16 protein-coding genes are annotated in these 17,366 nt (G+C 63.0%); 12 read left to right on the top strand and 4 right to left on the bottom strand.

Annotation, left to right across the window (positions count from 1 at the left end; all coding sequences use genetic code 11):
• Positions 1 to 381: 381 nt before the first annotated feature.
• Entirely contained in the window at positions 382 to 1,023 is a 642-nt protein-coding gene (locus tag RT460_RS18115; protein WP_313321008.1) for a response regulator transcription factor, read from the bottom strand.
• Entirely contained in the window at positions 1,023 to 2,219 is a 1,197-nt protein-coding gene (locus tag RT460_RS18120; protein WP_313321009.1) for a histidine kinase, read from the bottom strand. Before RT460_RS18120 ends, RT460_RS18115 begins: the two co-directional genes overlap by 1 nt.
• A 147-nt stretch (positions 2,220 to 2,366) precedes the next feature.
• On the opposite strand from RT460_RS18120, the gene RT460_RS18125 reads away from it, so the two are divergent.
• Genes RT460_RS18125 through RT460_RS18145 form a run of 5 tightly spaced genes read left to right on the top strand, consistent with a single transcriptional unit; the run spans position 2,367 to position 5,355 of the window.
• Complete coding sequence (locus RT460_RS18125; protein ID WP_313321010.1) at positions 2,367 to 2,957, top strand: GNAT family N-acetyltransferase; 591 nt, start codon at positions 2,367 to 2,369, stop codon at positions 2,955 to 2,957.
• A 1-nt stretch (position 2,958) separates the two neighbouring features.
• Complete coding sequence (minC, locus tag RT460_RS18130) at positions 2,959 to 3,723, top strand: septum site-determining protein MinC (protein ID WP_313321012.1); 765 nt, start codon at positions 2,959 to 2,961, stop codon at positions 3,721 to 3,723.
• Positions 3,724 to 3,758: 35 nt separating this feature from the next.
• Positions 3,759 to 4,568 carry a septum site-determining protein MinD gene (gene minD / locus RT460_RS18135; protein ID WP_313321014.1) on the top strand — a complete coding sequence of 270 codons (810 nt, stop codon included), beginning with the start codon at positions 3,759 to 3,761 and terminating at the stop codon, positions 4,566 to 4,568.
• Positions 4,569 to 4,570: 2 nt separating this feature from the next.
• The gene (minE, locus tag RT460_RS18140) at positions 4,571 to 4,822 is read left to right on the top strand and encodes a cell division topological specificity factor MinE (RefSeq protein WP_313321016.1); all 252 of its coding nucleotides are present in this window, start codon (positions 4,571 to 4,573) and stop codon (positions 4,820 to 4,822) included.
• 35 nt (positions 4,823 to 4,857) lie between these two features.
• Positions 4,858 to 5,355 carry a hypothetical protein gene (locus RT460_RS18145; RefSeq protein WP_313321018.1) on the top strand — a complete coding sequence of 166 codons (498 nt, stop codon included), beginning with the start codon at positions 4,858 to 4,860 and terminating at the stop codon, positions 5,353 to 5,355.
• 275 nt (positions 5,356 to 5,630) lie between these two features.
• Here RT460_RS18145 and RT460_RS18150 read toward each other — a convergent pair whose 3' ends face one another.
• Both RT460_RS18150 and RT460_RS18155 read right to left on the bottom strand, forming a co-directional pair.
• Positions 5,631 to 6,914, bottom strand: a complete 1,284-nt coding sequence (locus tag RT460_RS18150) for a HAMP domain-containing sensor histidine kinase (RefSeq protein ID WP_313321020.1) — start codon at positions 6,912 to 6,914, stop codon at positions 5,631 to 5,633.
• Entirely contained in the window at positions 6,911 to 7,603 is a 693-nt protein-coding gene (locus RT460_RS18155) for a response regulator transcription factor (protein ID WP_313321022.1), read from the bottom strand. The genes RT460_RS18150 and RT460_RS18155 overlap by 4 nt, the downstream gene beginning before the upstream one ends.
• Positions 7,604 to 7,852: 249 nt before the next feature.
• Here RT460_RS18155 and RT460_RS18160 point away from each other — a divergent pair, with 249 nt between their 5' ends.
• The 7 genes from RT460_RS18160 (at position 7,853) to RT460_RS18190 (ending at position 17,263) form a co-directional block, all read left to right on the top strand.
• Complete coding sequence (locus RT460_RS18160; protein ID WP_313321036.1) at positions 7,853 to 9,490, top strand: glycosyltransferase family 39 protein; 1,638 nt, start codon at positions 7,853 to 7,855, stop codon at positions 9,488 to 9,490.
• A 147-nt stretch (positions 9,491 to 9,637) separates the two neighbouring features.
• Positions 9,638 to 10,414 carry a phosphatase PAP2 family protein gene (locus tag RT460_RS18165; RefSeq protein WP_313321024.1) on the top strand — a complete coding sequence of 259 codons (777 nt, stop codon included), beginning with the start codon at positions 9,638 to 9,640 and terminating at the stop codon, positions 10,412 to 10,414.
• Positions 10,411 to 12,063, top strand: coding sequence for a phosphoethanolamine--lipid A transferase (locus tag RT460_RS18170; protein WP_313321026.1), 1,653 nt, complete (start codon positions 10,411 to 10,413; stop codon positions 12,061 to 12,063). Before RT460_RS18165 ends, RT460_RS18170 begins: the two co-directional genes overlap by 4 nt.
• A gap of 142 nt (positions 12,064 to 12,205) precedes the next feature.
• On the top strand, positions 12,206 to 14,209 hold the full coding sequence (locus RT460_RS18175) for a M2 family metallopeptidase (RefSeq protein WP_313321028.1): 2,004 nt from the start codon (positions 12,206 to 12,208) through the stop codon (positions 14,207 to 14,209).
• Positions 14,210 to 14,602: 393 nt separating this feature from the next.
• Positions 14,603 to 14,953, top strand: coding sequence for a hypothetical protein (locus RT460_RS18180; protein WP_313321030.1), 351 nt, complete (start codon positions 14,603 to 14,605; stop codon positions 14,951 to 14,953).
• A gap of 416 nt (positions 14,954 to 15,369) precedes the next feature.
• A complete protein-coding gene (locus RT460_RS18185) occupies positions 15,370 to 15,771 on the top strand; it encodes a DUF4288 domain-containing protein (protein WP_313321032.1) in 402 nt (133 codons plus the stop codon).
• A gap of 1,105 nt (positions 15,772 to 16,876) precedes the next feature.
• Complete coding sequence (locus tag RT460_RS18190; protein WP_313321034.1) at positions 16,877 to 17,263, top strand: hypothetical protein; 387 nt, start codon at positions 16,877 to 16,879, stop codon at positions 17,261 to 17,263.
• The last annotated feature ends 103 nt before the right edge of the window (positions 17,264 to 17,366 follow it).

Raw genomic sequence — 17,366 nt, forward strand, 5'->3', positions numbered from 1 at the left:
GACGAACAGGCCAGCCACGATCCCCAAGGCGATAAGGAACTCGATAATACGGGTCATTCAGGAGTCTCCGGGGCCGATCCCACGGCCGGGTTGATTGAAGCGAAGCCCCCATCCTATCAGGCTTTTCGCAGGTTGTTGAAGACAAATGGCGCACCGGTTTCCATTGCCGGCGTGCGCTGTTCCATCGACGGCACGAAGGTTAGCGCATCAAGCATCAACCCTACGCACTTTCAACCGATAGTACGGGCCACGGTGAGTGGCCTTGCGGCTATTTTCCCCCTGCCGGGGCGCCTGCACCAGCCTTGTGTGCAGACATTTGCAAATCCGCCGCGGCAACCTGTTCAGGCAGGCCTCCCTGCCCTCGACAGCGCCCCGGCGAGGTCAGACCAACTGCAGCTCAAATGCCTTGAGCACTGCCCGGGTACGGTCACGCACGCCCAGCTTGGACAGGATGTTGGAGACGTGGTTCTTGATGGTGCCTTCGGCCACGCCCAGCGAGTTGGCGATCTCCTTGTTGGAAAAACCGCTGGCCATCAGCCGCAGGATCTCGGTTTCACGATCCGTGAGCGGATCCGGCCGGTCGAGGCTGACGAACTCGTTGCGCATGTGTTCCAGGCCCGACAACAGGCGCTGGGTAACGGCCGGCTGTACGAGCGAACCGCCTCCGGCAACGGTGCGGATTGCCCCAACCAACTGCTCCAGCGTCACGTCCTTGAGCAGATAGCCCTTGGCACCGGCTTTGAGCCCGGCGAGCACCAACTGGTCATCGTCAAACGTGGTCAGGATGATAGACGGCGGCAGCTTGCCCAGCCGCGACAGGGTCTGCAGCGCCTCCAGCCCAGACATCACCGGCATGCGCATGTCCATCAACACCACGTCCGGCGCCACGGTGGGAATGATCTCCACCGCCTGCTGGCCGTCGGTGGCTTCGGCCACCACCTCGATGGAGTCATCCAGTGCCAGCAGTGAGCGGATGCCCTGCCGTACCAGGGTTTGGTCGTCGACCAGGCAGACACGGATCATCAGTTCACTCCTTGCGGCCCCGAGGCCAGCATCATATTGGTTACCACCGGCAGACTGGCGCGAAGGAAGAAACCTTCGCCCCGACGTGCCGACACATCCAGCCGTCCGCCCAGCTGATCCAGCCGCTCGCGCATGCCCCGCAGGCCATTTCCGGGCATGATCGCATCATCATCGCCACCGATGCCGTCATCATGTGCATCGATGACGATCTGGCCATCATCCTTCACGACCTTGATCCAGAGATTGCGTGCGCCGGCGTGGCGCACCGCGTTGGTGATGATCTCCTGGGTACAACGCAGCATGACGTGGGCCCGCTCGGGGTCCTCCACATTCAAGGGCTCAGCGATATCCAGGTGGATCTGCAGCGACGGCACCCGCTCGGCCAAGGGCCGCAAGGCCGCCGCCAGGTCGATGGCGCCGCTTTCGCGCAACTGGCTTACCGCCTCGCGCACGTCGGTAAGCAGCAATTTGGCCAAGGTATGGGCCTGGCGCACGTGCTCCTGCGCCTGCCCCTCGGTGATATGCCCGGCCACTTCGAGGTTCAGGCTGAGCGCGGTCAGGTGATGGCCCAGCAGATCGTGCAGCTCGCGCGAAATGCGGGTGCGCTCGTTGACCCGCGCGCTCTCTGCCAGCAGCAGGCGCGTGGCCCGCAGCTCGGCATTGAGCCGGCGCTGTTCCTCACGCGCCTGGGTCTGCTGGCGCGCTACCAGGCTCGTGACAAAGATGAACAAAGAGAAACCGCCGTACAGCAGCGATTGCATCAATGCCTCGAACAACGAGAAGCCCAGCATCGAGTACACCGGCAGCACCGTCAGCTGGCTGACCAGCAACCACGCCACGCCCAGCCGCACCGGCAGCAACCAGGGGATCACCCCGGCCGCCACCATCATCAGGATGCTGCCCAGCCCCGAGCCATTGAGGAAACTCACCGCCAAGGCGCATACCGTAAGTACCAGCAGCAACAGACGGTCATACCAATGCGCATGACCGCCACTACTCAAGCCACGGGTCAGCCAGAAATAGCAGGCGCCGAACGCGAAATAGACCAGCCCCAGCCACAGCCCCTCGCCCGGACGTACCAGAGCGACCTCGTCCTGCAGCGCGTACTGGGTATAGATCAACGGCAAGGCGACGATGGCCCAGGTGAAGAGGCCCGCCAGGCGGAGAACACGGGTATGACTGAGATATCCCAACATGCGTGCATGGTACGGAGCGCCGGGCCTTTGCGCCCTCCCACGGAAGTCATGCTTCTACGTACCGGCAGCGACTCGCCCGACCCGGCCAGCCATGCGATAATCCGCCGACAGCCCACCAGGGCCGACCGCTTCACCCCCGGAGTCACAATGTCGATTGTCATCCGCGACGTGCGCGAGCACGAGCTCGATTCGGTTCTGGCACTGAACAACAACGCCGGTCTCGCGATCCTGCCGCTGGATGCCGCCAAGGTGCGGCGTTTTTACGAAACAGCCGAGTATTTCCGCGTCGCCGAGCGTGACGGCAACATGGCCGGCTTTCTGGTCGGCTATGGCAGCCATAGCGATCACGACAGCTGCAACTTCGCCTGGTTCCAGCAGCGTTACCCCAGCTTCTTCTACATTGACCGCATCGTGGTGGCCAGCCGCCGCCGTGGTGGTGGCGTGGGCCGTGCGTTCTACGCCGACGCGCAGAGCTATGCCGAGTTGCGTTACCCGCAGATGGCATGCGAGGTTTTCCTGGACCATGGCGCCGACGCCGCGTTGCTGTTCCATGGCAGCTTCGGCTTCCGCGAGGTTGGCCAGAACACCATGCCGGCCGTCGACGTGCGTGCCAGCATGCTGCTCAAGGACCTGTGCAGCTACGAATGGGTGAAGGAAACCTATGGCGACAACCTGCCCGACGTCCCTTGGGTAGGCAACACACGCCGGCCGTTGCAGCAACGGCCGACGGGAACCTGAGATGGCAGTGAATTTGGATTACGAACAAGCTGGTGAACTGAAAATCGGGCAGGTCGGCATTGCCAACCTGCGTATCCGCACCCTCGACGTGGCGCGCCTGACCCAGGAAATGCGCGAGCGCGTGGCCCGTGCACCCAAACTGTTTGGCCGCGCCGCGGTGATCCTGGATTTCGGCGGGCTCAGCCAGGTCCCGGACCGGGCCACCGCCCAGGAACTGGTCAACGGCCTGCGCGACGCCGGCGTATTGCCGGTTGCCCTGGCCTACGGCACCAGTGAAACCGAAACCCTTTCCGAACAGCTTGGCCTGCCGCTGCTGGCCAAGTTCCGCGCCCAATACGAGCGCGCCGAGGCCGAACCCGCCCCACCCCCGCCGCCCAAGAAGCGCGCAGCCGAACCGGCGCCCCCGCCGCCGCCCGCCCCGGCCGCCGCCGTGGCACAGGTCGGCCGCATGCAGCTGACCACCGTCCGCTCCGGCCAGCAGCTGTACGCCGAGAACTGCGACCTGACCGTACTCTCAACGGTGGGTGCCGGCGCCGAGGTCATTGCCGATGGCAGCATCCATATCTACGGTACGCTGCGGGGCCGGGCTTTGGCCGGCGCTCAAGGCAACGAGGGCGCGCGCATCTTCTGCCGCGACTTCCATGCTGAACTGGTTGCCATTGCAGGACGGTATAAGGTACTGGACGATATTCCTGACAACCTGCGCGGCAAAGCCGTACAGGTGTGGCTGGAACAGGACCAAATCATGATCGCTGCGCTTGATTGACGCGGCGGCCCACACAGAACTCCAGGAGTAATCCTTTGGCTGAAATTCTCGTAGTCACCTCCGGCAAGGGCGGCGTTGGCAAGACCACCTCAAGCGCCAGCCTCGCATGTGGCCTCGCCCGTCGCGGCAAGAAAGTCGCCGTCATCGACTTCGACGTCGGCCTGCGCAACCTCGACCTGATCATGGGCTGCGAGCGCCGGGTGGTATATGACTTCGTCAACGTGGTCCACGGTGAGGCCACGCTGAAGCAGGCCCTGATCAAGGACAAGCGCTTCGAGAACCTGTACGTGCTGGCTGCCTCACAGACCCGCGACAAGGACGCACTGAACAAGGAAGGCGTGGAGAAGGTCCTCAAGGATCTGGCTGCCGACGGCTTCGATTTCATCATCTGCGACTCGCCGGCCGGCATCGAAAAGGGTGCCTTCCTGGCGATGTACTTCGCCGACCGCGCAGTTGTGGTGGTGAACCCGGAAGTGTCCTCGGTGCGCGACTCGGACCGCATCATCGGCCTGTTGGACTCCAAGACCGCCAATGCCGAAGCCGGCAAGCCGGTCCCGGCCTTCCTGCTGCTGACCCGCTACAGCCCGACCCGCGTGGAAAGCGGCGAGATGCTGAGCATCACCGACGTGGAAGAAGTGCTGGGGCTGAAGGCCATCGGCGTGATCCCGGAGTCTGGCGACGTGCTCAACGCCTCCAACAAGGGTGAGCCGGTGATCCTGGACACCGAATCCCCGGCCGGCCAGGCCTATGAGGACGCGGTCAGCCGCATCCTTGGCGAGGAGCGCCCGATGCGCTTCACCACCGTGGAGAAGAAAGGCTTCTTCAGCAAGCTGTTTGGAGGATAAGCATGGGACTGCTCGACTTCCTTAAGCAGAAGAAGACTACCGCCGAAACCGCGAAAAACCGCCTGCAGATCATCATCGCGCAGGAACGCAGCAACCGTGGCGGCCCGGATTACCTGCCGCTGCTGCAGCGTGAGCTGCTGGAAGTGATCAAGAAGTACGTGAACATCGACGCCGACGCGGTCAAGGTTGACCTGGTCAAGGATGGCGCCAATGACGTGCTCGACATTTCCGTGGCGCTGCCCGACGACAAGTAACAAGGACCCGGCGGCCATGCCGCCGGGCAGATACCGTGAACGACACCCCTGCCCCTGAATCCAGCGCCAGCGTGCTGTGCGTCGGCGATATCCCATGGGATGCCGCCGCTGCGCTGTTGGCTCGCCATGGCCTGCGTTTGAACCATGTCGATGCAGGCCAGAAGATCCCCGGCAGCTATTGGGGTGAACCGGAGGCCGGCATCATCGCCTGCGATGTATATGTACGTGACGACACGCCGGTGCACTCGATGCTGCACGAATCCTGCCACCTGATCGTGCTGCCGCCCGAGCGACGCGCGCAGGTGCACACCGACGCCACCGATTCGGTACCGGAAGAGGATGCCACCTGCTATCTGCAGATCGTGCTGGCCGAGCAGTTGCCCGGTGTTGGCAGCGCGCGATTGATGGCCGACATGGACAGCTGGGGCTACACCTATCGGCTGGGCTCGACCCAGGCCTGGTTCGAGCAGGATGCGGACGATGCCCGTCGTTGGTTGATCGAACGCGATCTATTGCCGGCAACTGCGTCATAACGCAGCCCGACAGGCAGCGCCGAGCCATGCTCGGCAATGGGGTTTACCGGGAAAGCCTCTGCCGAGCATGGCTCGGCACCATAGGGGCTGGCTTGTTCGCGGCTTGCACCGCTTCCACCGATGAGCCTCTGCCGAAGCGTTGCCCGCACTCAACGTCTCGGCGCGCGCCCACAGGTAGTGCCGAGCCATGCTCGGCAATGGGCTTTACCGGGAAAGCCTCTGCCGAGCATGGCTCGGCACTACAGGAGTTGGCTTGTTTGCGGCTTGCGCCGCTGCTACCGGTCAGGTTGCGAGCTGCTCATGTCCAGCGTTACCCGCGTACCGTGCTCTGGTTGCGAATCTATCTGCAACCGCCAGCCCAGGTGCTCGCAAAGCCGCCCAATCAGGTCCAGGCCAATGCCGGCGCCCGGGCTGCGCTCCCCCTTGGCCATGCGGGCGTAGACCTGCGCCACTTCCTCAGGGCTCATGCCATGCCCTGGGTCTTCGATGGTCAACACGGCTCCTGCAGTAACGCCAAGACGCACCACGCCGCGGTCGCTGTTTTCAATCGCATTGCGCAGCAGGTTGCCTATCGCCGCCTGTACCACTGCCAGTGGTGCAAGGATGCGGCAGGGTGCCAACTCCTCCAGTTGCAGTTGCAATTCCTTGCCCGTGGCGAGATAGCGGTGATCCTCGACGATCTCCGGCAACAGCTGCTCCAGCGCCACCAGCTCACTCATCGCCACCAATCGCGCGGGATCGCGCGCCAACACCAGCAGCAGCTGGATCAACTGCTCCACGCCACCTGCGGTGGCACGCACGCGCTGCAGTTGGTGGCGCGCGCGGTCCGGCATGCCAGGTTGCTCCAGCGCAAGCTCGGCAGCGCCGGTGATCACCGCGATCGGCGTGCGTAACTCGTGGCTGGCCGTGCTGATGAAGGCACGCTCGCGCTCGACGAAATGTTCGTTTCTCTGCAGGTAGTCATTCAACGCACCGGCAATCACTTCCAGCTCGGTGCTACCACGGCGATCAACGACGATCTGCTGACCCTTGCGCTCAGGGCGCAGGTTCGCGATGTCCTGTGCAAGCACTGACAATGGCCGTACCAGGCGGGTCATGCCCACCCACGCCATCAGCAGGGTCACCAGCAGCAAGGCGACGCCCGCCAGCAGCGCCCAGCGGGTGACGAAGTGCTCGAGCTCACCGAAATCGCTGATGTCCAGCGCCAACACCACCCGCCCGAAGTCAGAGGTGTCGCGCACCATCACCGCAGCTTGCTTGCCTTCCAGCAAGGCCCCATCGTGCAGTCCCGGCCGCAGCGTCATCAGCGCCTGCGGGATCCCGCCGGGTTCATTGGCGCTGAAAAAATGCAGGGTGTCCGAATTCTGCCAGCGGTACTCCGGATCGCCACGCATCTGGCCGATGATGCTGTCCAGCTCGGTGTTCAGCAGCGACCGCCACACCGCATGCTCGGCATGCTCATGCACATAGTTGGCCGCACTGAACACAGCCAGGGTCACCAGCGCGACGTAGATCGACAGCCAGCCCAGCAGCTTGCGTCGAAGCGTGCGACGGGTCATCGGCTACTTTCCGGGGCCGGCACGGACAGGCGGTAGCCAACTCGCGGCAAGGTGTGCAGCAGCTTCTGTTCGAACGGGCCATCCACGGCGCGGCGCAACTCATAGATATGGGAGCGCAGCATGTCGCCATCGGGTGGCTCGTCGCCCCACAGCGCGTACTCCAACTGGTCGCGCGGCACCGCGGCGGGGCTGGCGCGCATCAGCACTTCCAGCAGTTTGCGGCAGGCCGGGTACAGGTGCAGCACCTGCCCCGCGCGTTGCGCTTCCAGCGTTGCCAGGTCCAATTGCAGGTCGTGCACTTCCAGCAACTTGCGCGGGTTACGGCCGCGGGTACGCGCAAGCACGGCATCCAGCCGCACCTCCAGCTCAGGCAGCGCGAACGGCTTGGTGAGGTAGTCATCGGCACCGGCCCGGAACCCGGCGATCTTGTCCGGCAACTCGTCGCGCGCGGTCAGCATGATCACCGGCACTTCGGAGCGGAAGTCCTCGCGCAGTTTGCGCAGCACTTCCGGCCCTTCCATGCGCGGCAACATCCAGTCCAACAGGATGGCGTCATAGTTCTGCGTGCCCGCCAGGTGCAGCCCGGTAATGCCATCGGGAGCCACATCCAGGGTATGCCCGCGCGCTTCGAAATAATCGAACAGGTTGGCGATCAGATTGCGATTGTCTTCAATGACCAGCAGCCGCATGCGGGCGTAACCTTGCCACCCCGGAACGGGGTCATGTCGACGTATCCTAGCGCCGACGTCGTCGGAATGGCGTCGGAAACCCGCCAAGCCGGGCTTCGACGCGTTTCCAACGTTGAACACGTCATGATCCTGCCAGCCTTTGACCCCGAGCCCCTCGTGCGCCCGACCTCATCCCCTCGTTCTTCCCACCGCCTCTGGTTCGCCATCCTCATCGCGCTGGTCGTTGCCAGCCTGCTGGCCGGCCTGGGCATGCGCTCACCTACCCCCCCGGATGAACCCCGCTTCGTACTTGCGGCCCGGCACATGGTGGAGACCGGGCAATGGCTGCTGCCCCATCGGGGCAGTGAGCTGTATGCGGAAAAGCCGGCCACCTTCATGTGGATACAGGCGGCAACCTACAAGTTGCTCGGCAGCTGGAACCTGTCCTTCCTGTTGCCCTCGCTGCTGGCAGCGCTGCTGACGCTGTGGCTGACCTGGGACATGAGCCGCCGGCTGTGGAACCGGCAGATTGCGCGCTATGCGGTCGTGGCACTGTTCGTCTGCATCCAGTTCGGACTGATGGCCAAGCGTGCACAGATCGACATGGTGCTGGTCGGCATGACCACGCTGGCCTTGTGGGGCCTGGTACGGCATCTGCTGTTGGGCCCGAACTGGGGCGCCTTCGCCTTGGCCTGCTTTGCCGCGGGCGCCGGCACGGTGACCAAGGGCGTGGGTTTTCTGCCTCTGCTGATGCTGTTGCCCTGGATGGCGTGGCGCTGGCGGCATCCGCAGGCCGCCGGCCCGGGCCGCAGTTGGGGGTGGTGGCTGTTGCTGCCAGCCTTCCTGGCCGGCACCGCGATCTGGCTGGGACCCCTGGCCATTGCCCTCGTGCAGGATCCCGACCCACACCTGCAGGCCTATGCCAAGGAACTGCTGTTCAAACAGACCGGCACCCGCTACGCCAACGCCTGGCACCACCACCAGCCGTTCTGGTACTACCTGCAGGTGATGGCCACATTGTGGCTGCCGGGCAGCCTGCTGGCCCCGTGGCTGCTGCCGGCCTGGTGGCGCCGCTGCCGCCGTGCCGATCCGCGTTACCTCCTGTTGTTGGGCTGGGCCTTGCTGGTGCTTGTGTTCTTCAGCGCCAGCCCGGGCAAGCGCGAGGTCTACATTCTGCCGATGCTGCCCGCCTTGGCCGTAGCCGCAGCCCCACTGCTGCCGGGCCTGCTCCGACGGACCGGCGTGCGCTGGCTGTTGCTGCTGTATGTCGTGGTGCTGGCGGTGGCCACACTGGTGGTCGGCTACGGCGCCGTGCATGGCGATGGCTGGGCGCAGCGCAACGCCATGAAACGCGCGATCGACCCATGGATCCTGCCGCAGGTGGGCTGGTGGTTGATCGGTTTCGCGATCGCCAGTCTGCTGCTGGTGGCGGTGCTGCGCTTGCGCCGAGCCGGTTTGGCCGTGGTCCTGACCACGGTGCTGCTCTGGTCGATGTACGGCCTGGGCGCAATGCCGGCGCTGGACCCCTACAGTTCGGCGTCGCTGGTGATGGACAAGGTGCGCGCACGCATCGGCCCCGATGCTGAATTGGGCATGGTCGCCTGGCGTGAACAGAACCTGCTGCAGACCCATCCGCAAGCCACGGATTTCGGCTTCAAACGACCTGTTGCCGAACAGTGGGAGGATGCCGCGCGCTGGGTCACACAGGATCCGCAGCACCGCTGGCTGTTCGTTCTCGACAAGGTCATGTCCCCCTGCGCCGACCGCAGCCAGGTGATCGACATCGGCAGCGCCAACCGCAACAACTGGCAACTGTTGCCAGGCACTGCGCTGCAAGCCGAGTGTGTGGCCCGCACCCACGGCGTGGTGGAAGGCGGCGATGCCGCAGCACAGGACGACAGCGACTAGAACCGCGCACGTAGTACGGGCGAGGGCGGACGCTTCCGCCGCCCTCGCCCAATCTGAAGTTCCGACATAAATCCCACATCGCTCCGACTGGTCTCCGACACGCGCAGGAACAGCATGCCGCCATCCTCCTGATGGTCTGCCTGCTCCATGCTCCTGCCTCGGCAACTTTCCCTGACCCAGTCCCCGCAACCGGCAAGCCGCGTCGCCTTCGCGGGCCGTGCGCTCGGGTTGCCACTGCTGTTGGCCCTGGGGGCCAGCACCGTACTGATGGCAGGCGGCGTGGACCAATGGCTGGCTGATCAACTGTTCCACCTGCAAGGTGGTCAGTGGGCCGCCAAGGACGCCTGGTGGGCCAGTCACCTGGTACACAAGGGCGGCCGCAACCTCAGCTTCTTCGCTGCCGCCCTGGTCATTCTCGGCCTGATCCGCGGCAGCATGGATGCGCGCTGGAAGCCCTTGCAGCGCCCCTTGGCTTACCTGCTGTTGTCGGTTGCCTTGTCCACCGGCATCGTCGCGCTGCTCAAGTCCTGGACGCATATGGACTGCCCGTGGGACCTGCAGCGTTATGGCGGCCTGCGCCCGTTCATCGGTCTGTTCGAGCAGCGCCCGGTCCTGCTCGGCCACGCAGCCTGTTTCCCCGCCGGACATGCCGGTTCCGGCTATGCGTGGATTGCACTGTACTTCTTCATGCTGCAGGTCCGGCCGCAGTGGCGTTGGCCGGCCTTGGTGATCCCGCTGGCGATAGGTGCGGTTTTCGGTATCACCCAGCAGCTGCGCGGCGCGCATTTCCTTTCCCATGACCTGTGGTCGTTGGCCATCAGCTGGCTGGTTGCCGTGCTGCTTTACGCCTGGATGTTCGCGCCCTCCCCCTCGCCTGCACGCATCCGCGCGCCGGCTTCCAGTGTCGCCGGAGAAGGCGCATGAGCATCGCCCTTACTCGGCCCAATCCGCTGCGCATTGCGTGGGGCAAGCTGCTGGCGTTTCGGCCGGAAATCACCACCGAAACCTTGATCATCGCCGCCAGCCTGTTCTTCGCGCTGGTCTGCAACACCTTGTTCTGGCGCAGCGCGATGGCTGCCAACCCTGGCAACCCGTTGTTCGCGGTATCACTGTTGGCCCTGCTGGTAGGCGTACACGCCTTGCTGATGGGCCTGCTGCTGTGGCGCTGGAATGCCAAGGTGCTGCTGACGCTGCTGCTGATCACCACCGCGTTTGCGGTGCATTACATGAACAGCTTCAACGTCTACCTGGACGCGGACATGCTGCGCAATGTCCTTGCCACCGATCGCAAGGAAAGCAGCGAGCTGATGACCCCTGCCCTTATCCTGCCGCTGCTGGGTTATGGCCTGCTGCCGGTATTGCTGCTGTGGCGGGTAAGACTGCGCAGGCGCAGCTGGGGCAAGGCGTTGCTGTGGCGCCTGGCCTTCATCGCTGGCGTGCTGGTGGTAACCGGCGCCGGTGCGATGGCATCGTTCCAGGACATCTCGGCCTTGATGCGCAACCACCGCGAGGTGCGCTACCTGGCCACGCCGGTGAACTATCTGATTGCCTTGAAGCAGAACCTGTCCAGCGCCAGCCCGATCAAGAAACAGCCCAAGCTTCCCGTTGGCGCCGACGCCAAGCTGATGCCACGCGCTGCTGGCAGCAAGCCACGGCTGCTGGTTGTGGTGGTCGGCGAAACCGTGCGCGCACAGAACTGGGGCTTGAACGGCTATGCCCGCCAGACCACCCCGGAGCTGGCCCAGACCGGCGTGATCAACTTCCCTGACATGCACGCCTGCGGCTCAAGTACCGAGGTATCGCTGCCGTGCATGTTCTCGCCCTTCGGTCGCCACGACTACGACGAGAAAAAGATCCGCAGCCACCAATCACTCTTGCACGTGCTGGAACACGCCGGCATCAGCACCTTGTGGCGCGACAACCAGTCCGGCTGCAAGGGTGTGTGCGACGGCCTGGCAATCGAGCGCCTGGACGACGCTACCCTGCCCGGCTTGTGCGCCGACGGCCGCTGCATGGACGAAATCCTCATCGACAACCTGGCCGCACAGGTACGTGCCAAGCCCGGTGACCGGGTGGTGGTACTGCACCAACTGGGCAACCACGGTCCCAGCTACTTCCAGCGCTACCCGGCGCAGTTCCGTCAATTCGCCCCCACCTGCGACACCCCGGACCTGGGCAAGTGCAGCCGCGATGAGATCGTCAACAGTTACGACAACGCCATCCGTTACACCGATCACTTCCTGAGCCGCACCATCGCCAGCCTGCGCAGCCTGGATGACTACGACACCGCCATGATCTACCTGTCCGACCATGGAGAATCGCTGGGTGAGAAGGGCCTGTATCTGCATGGCATGCCGTATGCGATCGCTCCTCAGGAGCAGACCCGCGTACCGATGGTCATGTGGTTTTCGCCCGGGTTTGTGGCCGACCGTGGGCTGGACTTGAATTGCGTGCGCCACCGTGCATCGCAGCCCACCGACCAGGACAACCTGTTCCCGTCGGTATTGGGCCTGATGCAGGTCAGCACCGGCGTCTATGACCGTTCCCGGGATATCTTCGCCGACTGCACTTAGTGCCGAGCCACGCGGGTTGCTGGCGCTACCCAGGTGATTCCCAGACCTGGCAGGACGCTGCATGCCAGCCCTTCCATTGTCCACTTGCGGCCCGGCCGCCGCCCCACTAGCCTTCGCCGGTACTTACAAACCGGGGTTTGCTGTGAAGAATCGTCATTTGGTCCTGGCCGCCGCCGTCGGCGTGGCCGTGCTCTCGTTGGCTGCCTGTAAAAAGGACGCCGCCACCGACGCCGCCAAGCCGGCCACCACCCAGGCCGCACCGGCCGAAAGCGCCGACCAGTTCATTGCCCGGGTCAATGCCGAATACAAGGCCATGTACCCGGAGATGACCTCGGCGCAGTGGCTGTCGTCCACCTACATCAACGACGATTCGGCACGCGTCGCAGCCAAGGCCAACGAGCGCTGGTTGACCGTGCTCAATGGCTGGATCGAGCAGGCCAACAAGTACGACGGCCAGCCGATGAGCGCCGATACCAAGCGCGCCATCAGCCTGCTCAAGCTGATGACCTCCATGCCTGCCCCGCGCGACCCGCAGAAGCTTGCGGAGCTGGCGGGCATCGCCACCAAACTGGAAGGCGACTACGGCGCAGGCACCTACTGCACCGGCGAAGGCGACAAGCAGAACTGCCGCCAGATTGGCGACCTGGAGCAGGTACTGGCCAGCTCGCGTGATTACGACAAGCAGCTCGACGCATGGCAGGGCTGGCACTCCACCGCCGTGCCGTCGCGCGCCAACTACCAGCGCTTTGTCGAGCTGGTCAATGAAGGCGCCCGCGAGCTGGGCTACACCGATGCCGGCCAGATGTGGCGCAGCGGCTACGACATGCCGGCCGACCAGGTCGGTCCGGAAACCGACCGCCTGTGGGGACAGCTCAAGCCGCTGTACGAACAGTTGCACTGCTACACCCGCACCAAGCTGGACAAGGAATACGGCAAGGACAAGGCCGAAGTGGGCGGCGGCATGATTGCTGCACACCTGACCGGCAACATGTGGCAGCAGGACTGGAACAACCTGTGGGACATGACCGCGCCCTACCCGAACGCCGGCAGCCTGGACATCACCGCCGCGCTTGAAAAGCAGTACCAGGGCAACCTCAGCGCCGCCCTGGCCAAGGCCGGTGGCAGCGACCCGGCCAGCCGTTTCAAGGCCCAGCGTGAAGCCGAGTTGGCGACCGCCAAGCAGATGACCGAGCGCGCGCAGGACTTCTACGTGTCGCTGGGCATGCCCAAGCTGCCGGAGAGCTACTGGCAGAACACCCAGTTCATCAAGCCGTTGGATCGCAACGTGGTCTGTCATGCCAGCGCCTGGGACATGAACATGGGCGGTGACGGCAAGGATGTGGGCCCGGACGTGCGCACCAAGATGTGCATCACCCCGAACGAGGAAAACTTCACCACCATCTACCACGAGCTGGGCCACATCTATTACGACCTGGCCTACAACCCGCTGCCGCCGTTGTTCCAGGGCGGCGCCAACGATGGCTTCCACGAAGCCATCGGCGACACCATCGTGCTGGCGATGACGCCGAAGTACCTCAACTCGATCGGCCTGGTCGGCGCGCAGCAGGAAAGCCGCGAAGCCACCATCAACGCGCAGATGCGCATGGCCATGTCGGGCGTGTCGTTCCTGCCGTTCGGGCTGATGATCGACCGCTGGCGCTGGGGCGTGTTCGACGGCTCGATCAAGCCGGACCAGTACAACCAGAAGTGGTGGGAACTGAAGGCCCAATACCAGGGCGTGGCCCCGGCCAGCGCACGCGGTGAAGAGTTCTTCGACGCCGGTGCCAAATTCCACGTGCCCGGCAACACCCCGTACCTGCGCTATTTCCTCGCGCGCATCCTGCAGTACCAGTTCTACAAGGGTCTGTGCGATGCATCCGGCTATACCGGCCCGCTCAACGAGTGCAGCTTCTACGGCAACAAGGAAGCCGGCCAGAAGTTCTGGGCAATGCTGAGCAAGGGCTCCAGCCAGCCGTGGCAGGCCACGCTGAAGGAGCTGACCGGCAACGACAAGCTCGACGCCGGCCCGATGCTGGAATACTTCTCCCCGCTGCAGGAATGGCTGAAGCAGCAGAACGAAGGCCAGATGTGTGGTTGGCAGGCAGCGGCACCGGCCGCGCAGCCGGCACCAGCCAAGGCTGAGTAAGCCGCGCCAAGCTTCAACGATCAACAGAAAGGGCGCCCATGGCGCCCTTTCTGTTGGAGCTCTAGTCCTCTGAGCTTCGCTGGAACGTGGCATCGGGTGTTGTTACACCGCCAATTGGCGGCTTCGGGTCTTATGGCCGTTTATTCGCCGCATAACACGGCGCACTGATCGCAAACCCGTCTCGGGAAGTTCATCTATCCAACTGATTTTCAATGGATCTAGGAGAAAAGACATCACGTCATTAACGCGGCATACTTGATGCTATGCCGCTGTTGGGCGGTGTAATAGGTGTTAGCCGTCACAGGGGAGAACTTGGTGAGTGATACAAGGAACGAAGTACAGCGTTTGGCTACGGAGGGCGTCGAGATGCTCCAAGAGCGCGCTGGTAGTGCATTGGACTACACCGCCCAGAGCCTAGAGATGGTTGAGGAGATACTCGCAGAAGCCTCCGACTACTTCTCAGACCTGCCGCAAGAGCAAGTCACAGCAATCGTTCAACGTGTTGGCTGTTATATCTTGGATGTTGCTTATCGCCAGTTCGGCGGCCAATTCTTCTGGCACGGAGAATACGACCAGCCCATTCTTGTCGTTGGAGAGCCAGAAAAGCACATTGCGCTAGTCACGTGGGGAAAAGTGCATGGGCGTATTGCTGGCGACGCGGGTGACAACATTCCATTCTTCTACGCGGGCTTTTTCGATTGCGTTGCAGGTTCTAAGCCAGGCACTAGGGCGGTGTACGTCTAGTGACGGCTAACAATTCATTCAAGCCGACGCCGCTTCGCGGCGCGGCTTAATTCAGGTGTTAGGCGGCGGTGCGTTGGGTTGGCTGGCCCTTCTTCTGTCGGCAGCAACATCGGCAAGTCACCGATCGGCTCCGGGTAGCAATTCCAACTGTTCCTGGCAGCGGCAAGCCCGCCACTTCGTCTTACGCTTCACTGCTCTGCCGCAATCATTTCCTCACACTTCGGCAGCAACGCTCGGCAAGGTTTCCCGGGCAAGCTCCATCCCGCAAGCTGTGGCATGATCGGCTCACGTTGGGTTGCACAAGCAAGGCAGCATTGGCCCGGGGAGCGGTAAGTGGCCACCGCCGCCTAACAGTTCATTCAAGCCGAACCCGCTTCGCGGGTCGGCTTAATTCCAGGGTTAGGTGCGCAGCACAGATGGCCGAGTACTCAAAAGGCATATCTCCCGTTGGCTGGTATGTGGGCTCTTACCTGCTTCGTTTCATTGAGCTCGACTCCATGGGCAATGACGACCCAGACGGGAAGTTTCTTGTCTGGGAGAACACTGTCATTGTGAGAGCCGGCGACCTAGAGGAGGCTTATGCCAAAGTCGTTGCTATCGCAAAGTCGGGAACCGGTCCATACAAGGGCGGCACCGAGGGAGTGCCAGTTCAATGGGTCTTTGAGGGAATGACTGAGCTCCTGCCTATCTTTGAACCGCTAGAGGATGGCGCCGAAATCATGTGGGCGGAGCATGAGAGCGTCAGACTCAGCGAGCTGAGGCAGCGAGCAAGGTCACTGAGTGAGTTCAAGGAGCACCTAGATGACGAGCGCACCTAACAATTCATTCAAGCCGACTGCCCCTTCGTGGCAGCGGCTTAACTCAGAGCGTTAGCCATGCCGAAAACACGCACCGGAGCCGAAGTAGCTGCAGGCATGTTGGTGTCAGCGGTCCAGAAGGAATGGGGTTCAGAGCTGGGCACCTCAGCCGCGGGTACCACGGAGCATGTCCTAAGTCTCGCGCACGAATTGCTTCGAGCTACGAAAGCCGGAAACCTCAATAGCGCATTGAGCTCGGCTACCGTCCCCAGTTCCTGGGAGAGTTATGGGTCATGCGTCACCCAGCAATTCAGCCCGCAGTCCAAAGACTTGAATCCTTTGTAGTTCGAGATCAGGACGCTGCGCGGGTCGGCTTAATTCCAGAGTTAGGCGTCATGAAAAGATCAGCGCGATCACCAGAGCTTCAAATAGAAGTCGAGTTGCTCTCTAGCGTTGGTGCGAGACAGCTCCCAGACTGGCGCCCTACAGTGCGGCCAATAGACTCAACCCCTGATGCGCTGGCTCTTGGCGTGGTATTTGCCTCTTCGCCCCCGCGCGCCATCGGCGGCGAGCGCTTCGCTGCAAGTATCGTCGCACTCGCTTGGCCAGACCCCGCAACTGACTGGCTGCACCAACCGGGAGCAACGTTCGTCCTGTTGGAGGGTGCGACCATGGTCGGGCACGGCTGCGTACTTGCTGTTGGTGGCGTCACCGGCATTGACGCCTAACAGTTCATTCAAGCCGAACCCGCTGCGCGGGTCGGCTTAATTCCTGAGTTAGGCGGCAGTGGGTTGGGTTGGCTGGCCCCTCTTCTTTCGGCCGCAACATCGGCAAGTCACCGGCCGGCTCCGGGTAGCAGCACCAACTGTTCTCGGCATCGGCAAGCTCATCATTTCACCTTACGCTTCACTGCCTCACCACAATCATTTCATCGCACTTCGGCGGCTACGCGCGGCAAGGTTTCCCAGGCAAGCTCCACCCTGCAAGCTGTGGCATGATCGGCTCACGTTGGGTTGCACAAGCAAGGCAGCATTGGCCCGGGGAGCGGTAAGTGGCCACTGCCGCCTAACAGTTCATTCAAGCCGAACTCGCTTCGCCAGTCGGCTTAACTCCAGAGTTAGGCCCCATGACCGATCCCCATGTCGAGCTGATCAAACAAGCTATCCCTCTGTGGTACGCCAAGATTGCCTGGGCCAAGGAGCTCCTGGTTCGCGCGTTCGGCTTGTCTGAGCCTCAAGACATTCTGAGCAGGGAGTGCCGGCATTTTCGGGCCATTCCCAACACCTGCTGGTTTGTCCGGCCACATGGAATTGGCGTGGATATCTTCAAATCTCCGGATGTCGGCGGAGTCGATTTTGATTTTGATAAGCCGGATCCGGATGAATGGCGCTTGGCGCTATTTATTGTGCGTCAGGTGAATGATGGCCAACTGTCATACGCTACCTATCGTGAGCTGGTAGACGATGAGCAGTTGCTCAAGCAGGCGGTTGCGGCGGCCCTGCAAGGGGCCTAACAATTCATTCAAGCCGACGCCGCTTCGCTGCGCGGCTTAACTCAGAGCGTTAGGCGCCATGCCAAAGGTCACCGCAATCTGCTACAGACTTTTCGAGGGCGAA

Origin of the sequence: Stenotrophomonas sp. (genome assembly GCF_032061965.1) — a bacterium.
Lineage (GTDB): Bacteria > Pseudomonadota > Gammaproteobacteria > Xanthomonadales > Xanthomonadaceae > Stenotrophomonas.

Bases quoted from the DNA above. Each gene is read 5' to 3' on its own strand.
- RT460_RS18155 (WP_313321022.1), bottom strand. From the start codon at position 7,603: ATGCGGCTGCTGGTCATTGAAGACAATCGCAATCTGATCGCCAACCTG.
- RT460_RS18170 (WP_313321026.1), top strand. From the start codon at position 10,411: ATGAGCATCGCCCTTACTCGGCCCAATCCGCTGCGCATTGCGTGGGGC.
- RT460_RS18125 (WP_313321010.1), top strand. From the start codon at position 2,367: ATGTCGATTGTCATCCGCGACGTGCGCGAGCACGAGCTCGATTCGGTT.
- RT460_RS18160 (WP_313321036.1), top strand. From the start codon at position 7,853: ATGCGCTCACCTACCCCCCCGGATGAACCCCGCTTCGTACTTGCGGCC.
- RT460_RS18165 (WP_313321024.1), top strand. From the start codon at position 9,638: ATGCTCCTGCCTCGGCAACTTTCCCTGACCCAGTCCCCGCAACCGGCA.
- RT460_RS18115 (WP_313321008.1), bottom strand. From the start codon at position 1,023: ATGATCCGTGTCTGCCTGGTCGACGACCAAACCCTGGTACGGCAGGGC.
- RT460_RS18185 (WP_313321032.1), top strand. From the start codon at position 15,370: ATGGCCGAGTACTCAAAAGGCATATCTCCCGTTGGCTGGTATGTGGGC.
- minC (WP_313321012.1), top strand. From the start codon at position 2,959: ATGGCAGTGAATTTGGATTACGAACAAGCTGGTGAACTGAAAATCGGG.
- RT460_RS18150 (WP_313321020.1), bottom strand. From the start codon at position 6,914: ATGACCCGTCGCACGCTTCGACGCAAGCTGCTGGGCTGGCTGTCGATC.
- minE (WP_313321016.1), top strand. From the start codon at position 4,571: ATGGGACTGCTCGACTTCCTTAAGCAGAAGAAGACTACCGCCGAAACC.
- RT460_RS18190 (WP_313321034.1), top strand. From the start codon at position 16,877: ATGACCGATCCCCATGTCGAGCTGATCAAACAAGCTATCCCTCTGTGG.
- RT460_RS18120 (WP_313321009.1), bottom strand. From the start codon at position 2,219: ATGTTGGGATATCTCAGTCATACCCGTGTTCTCCGCCTGGCGGGCCTC.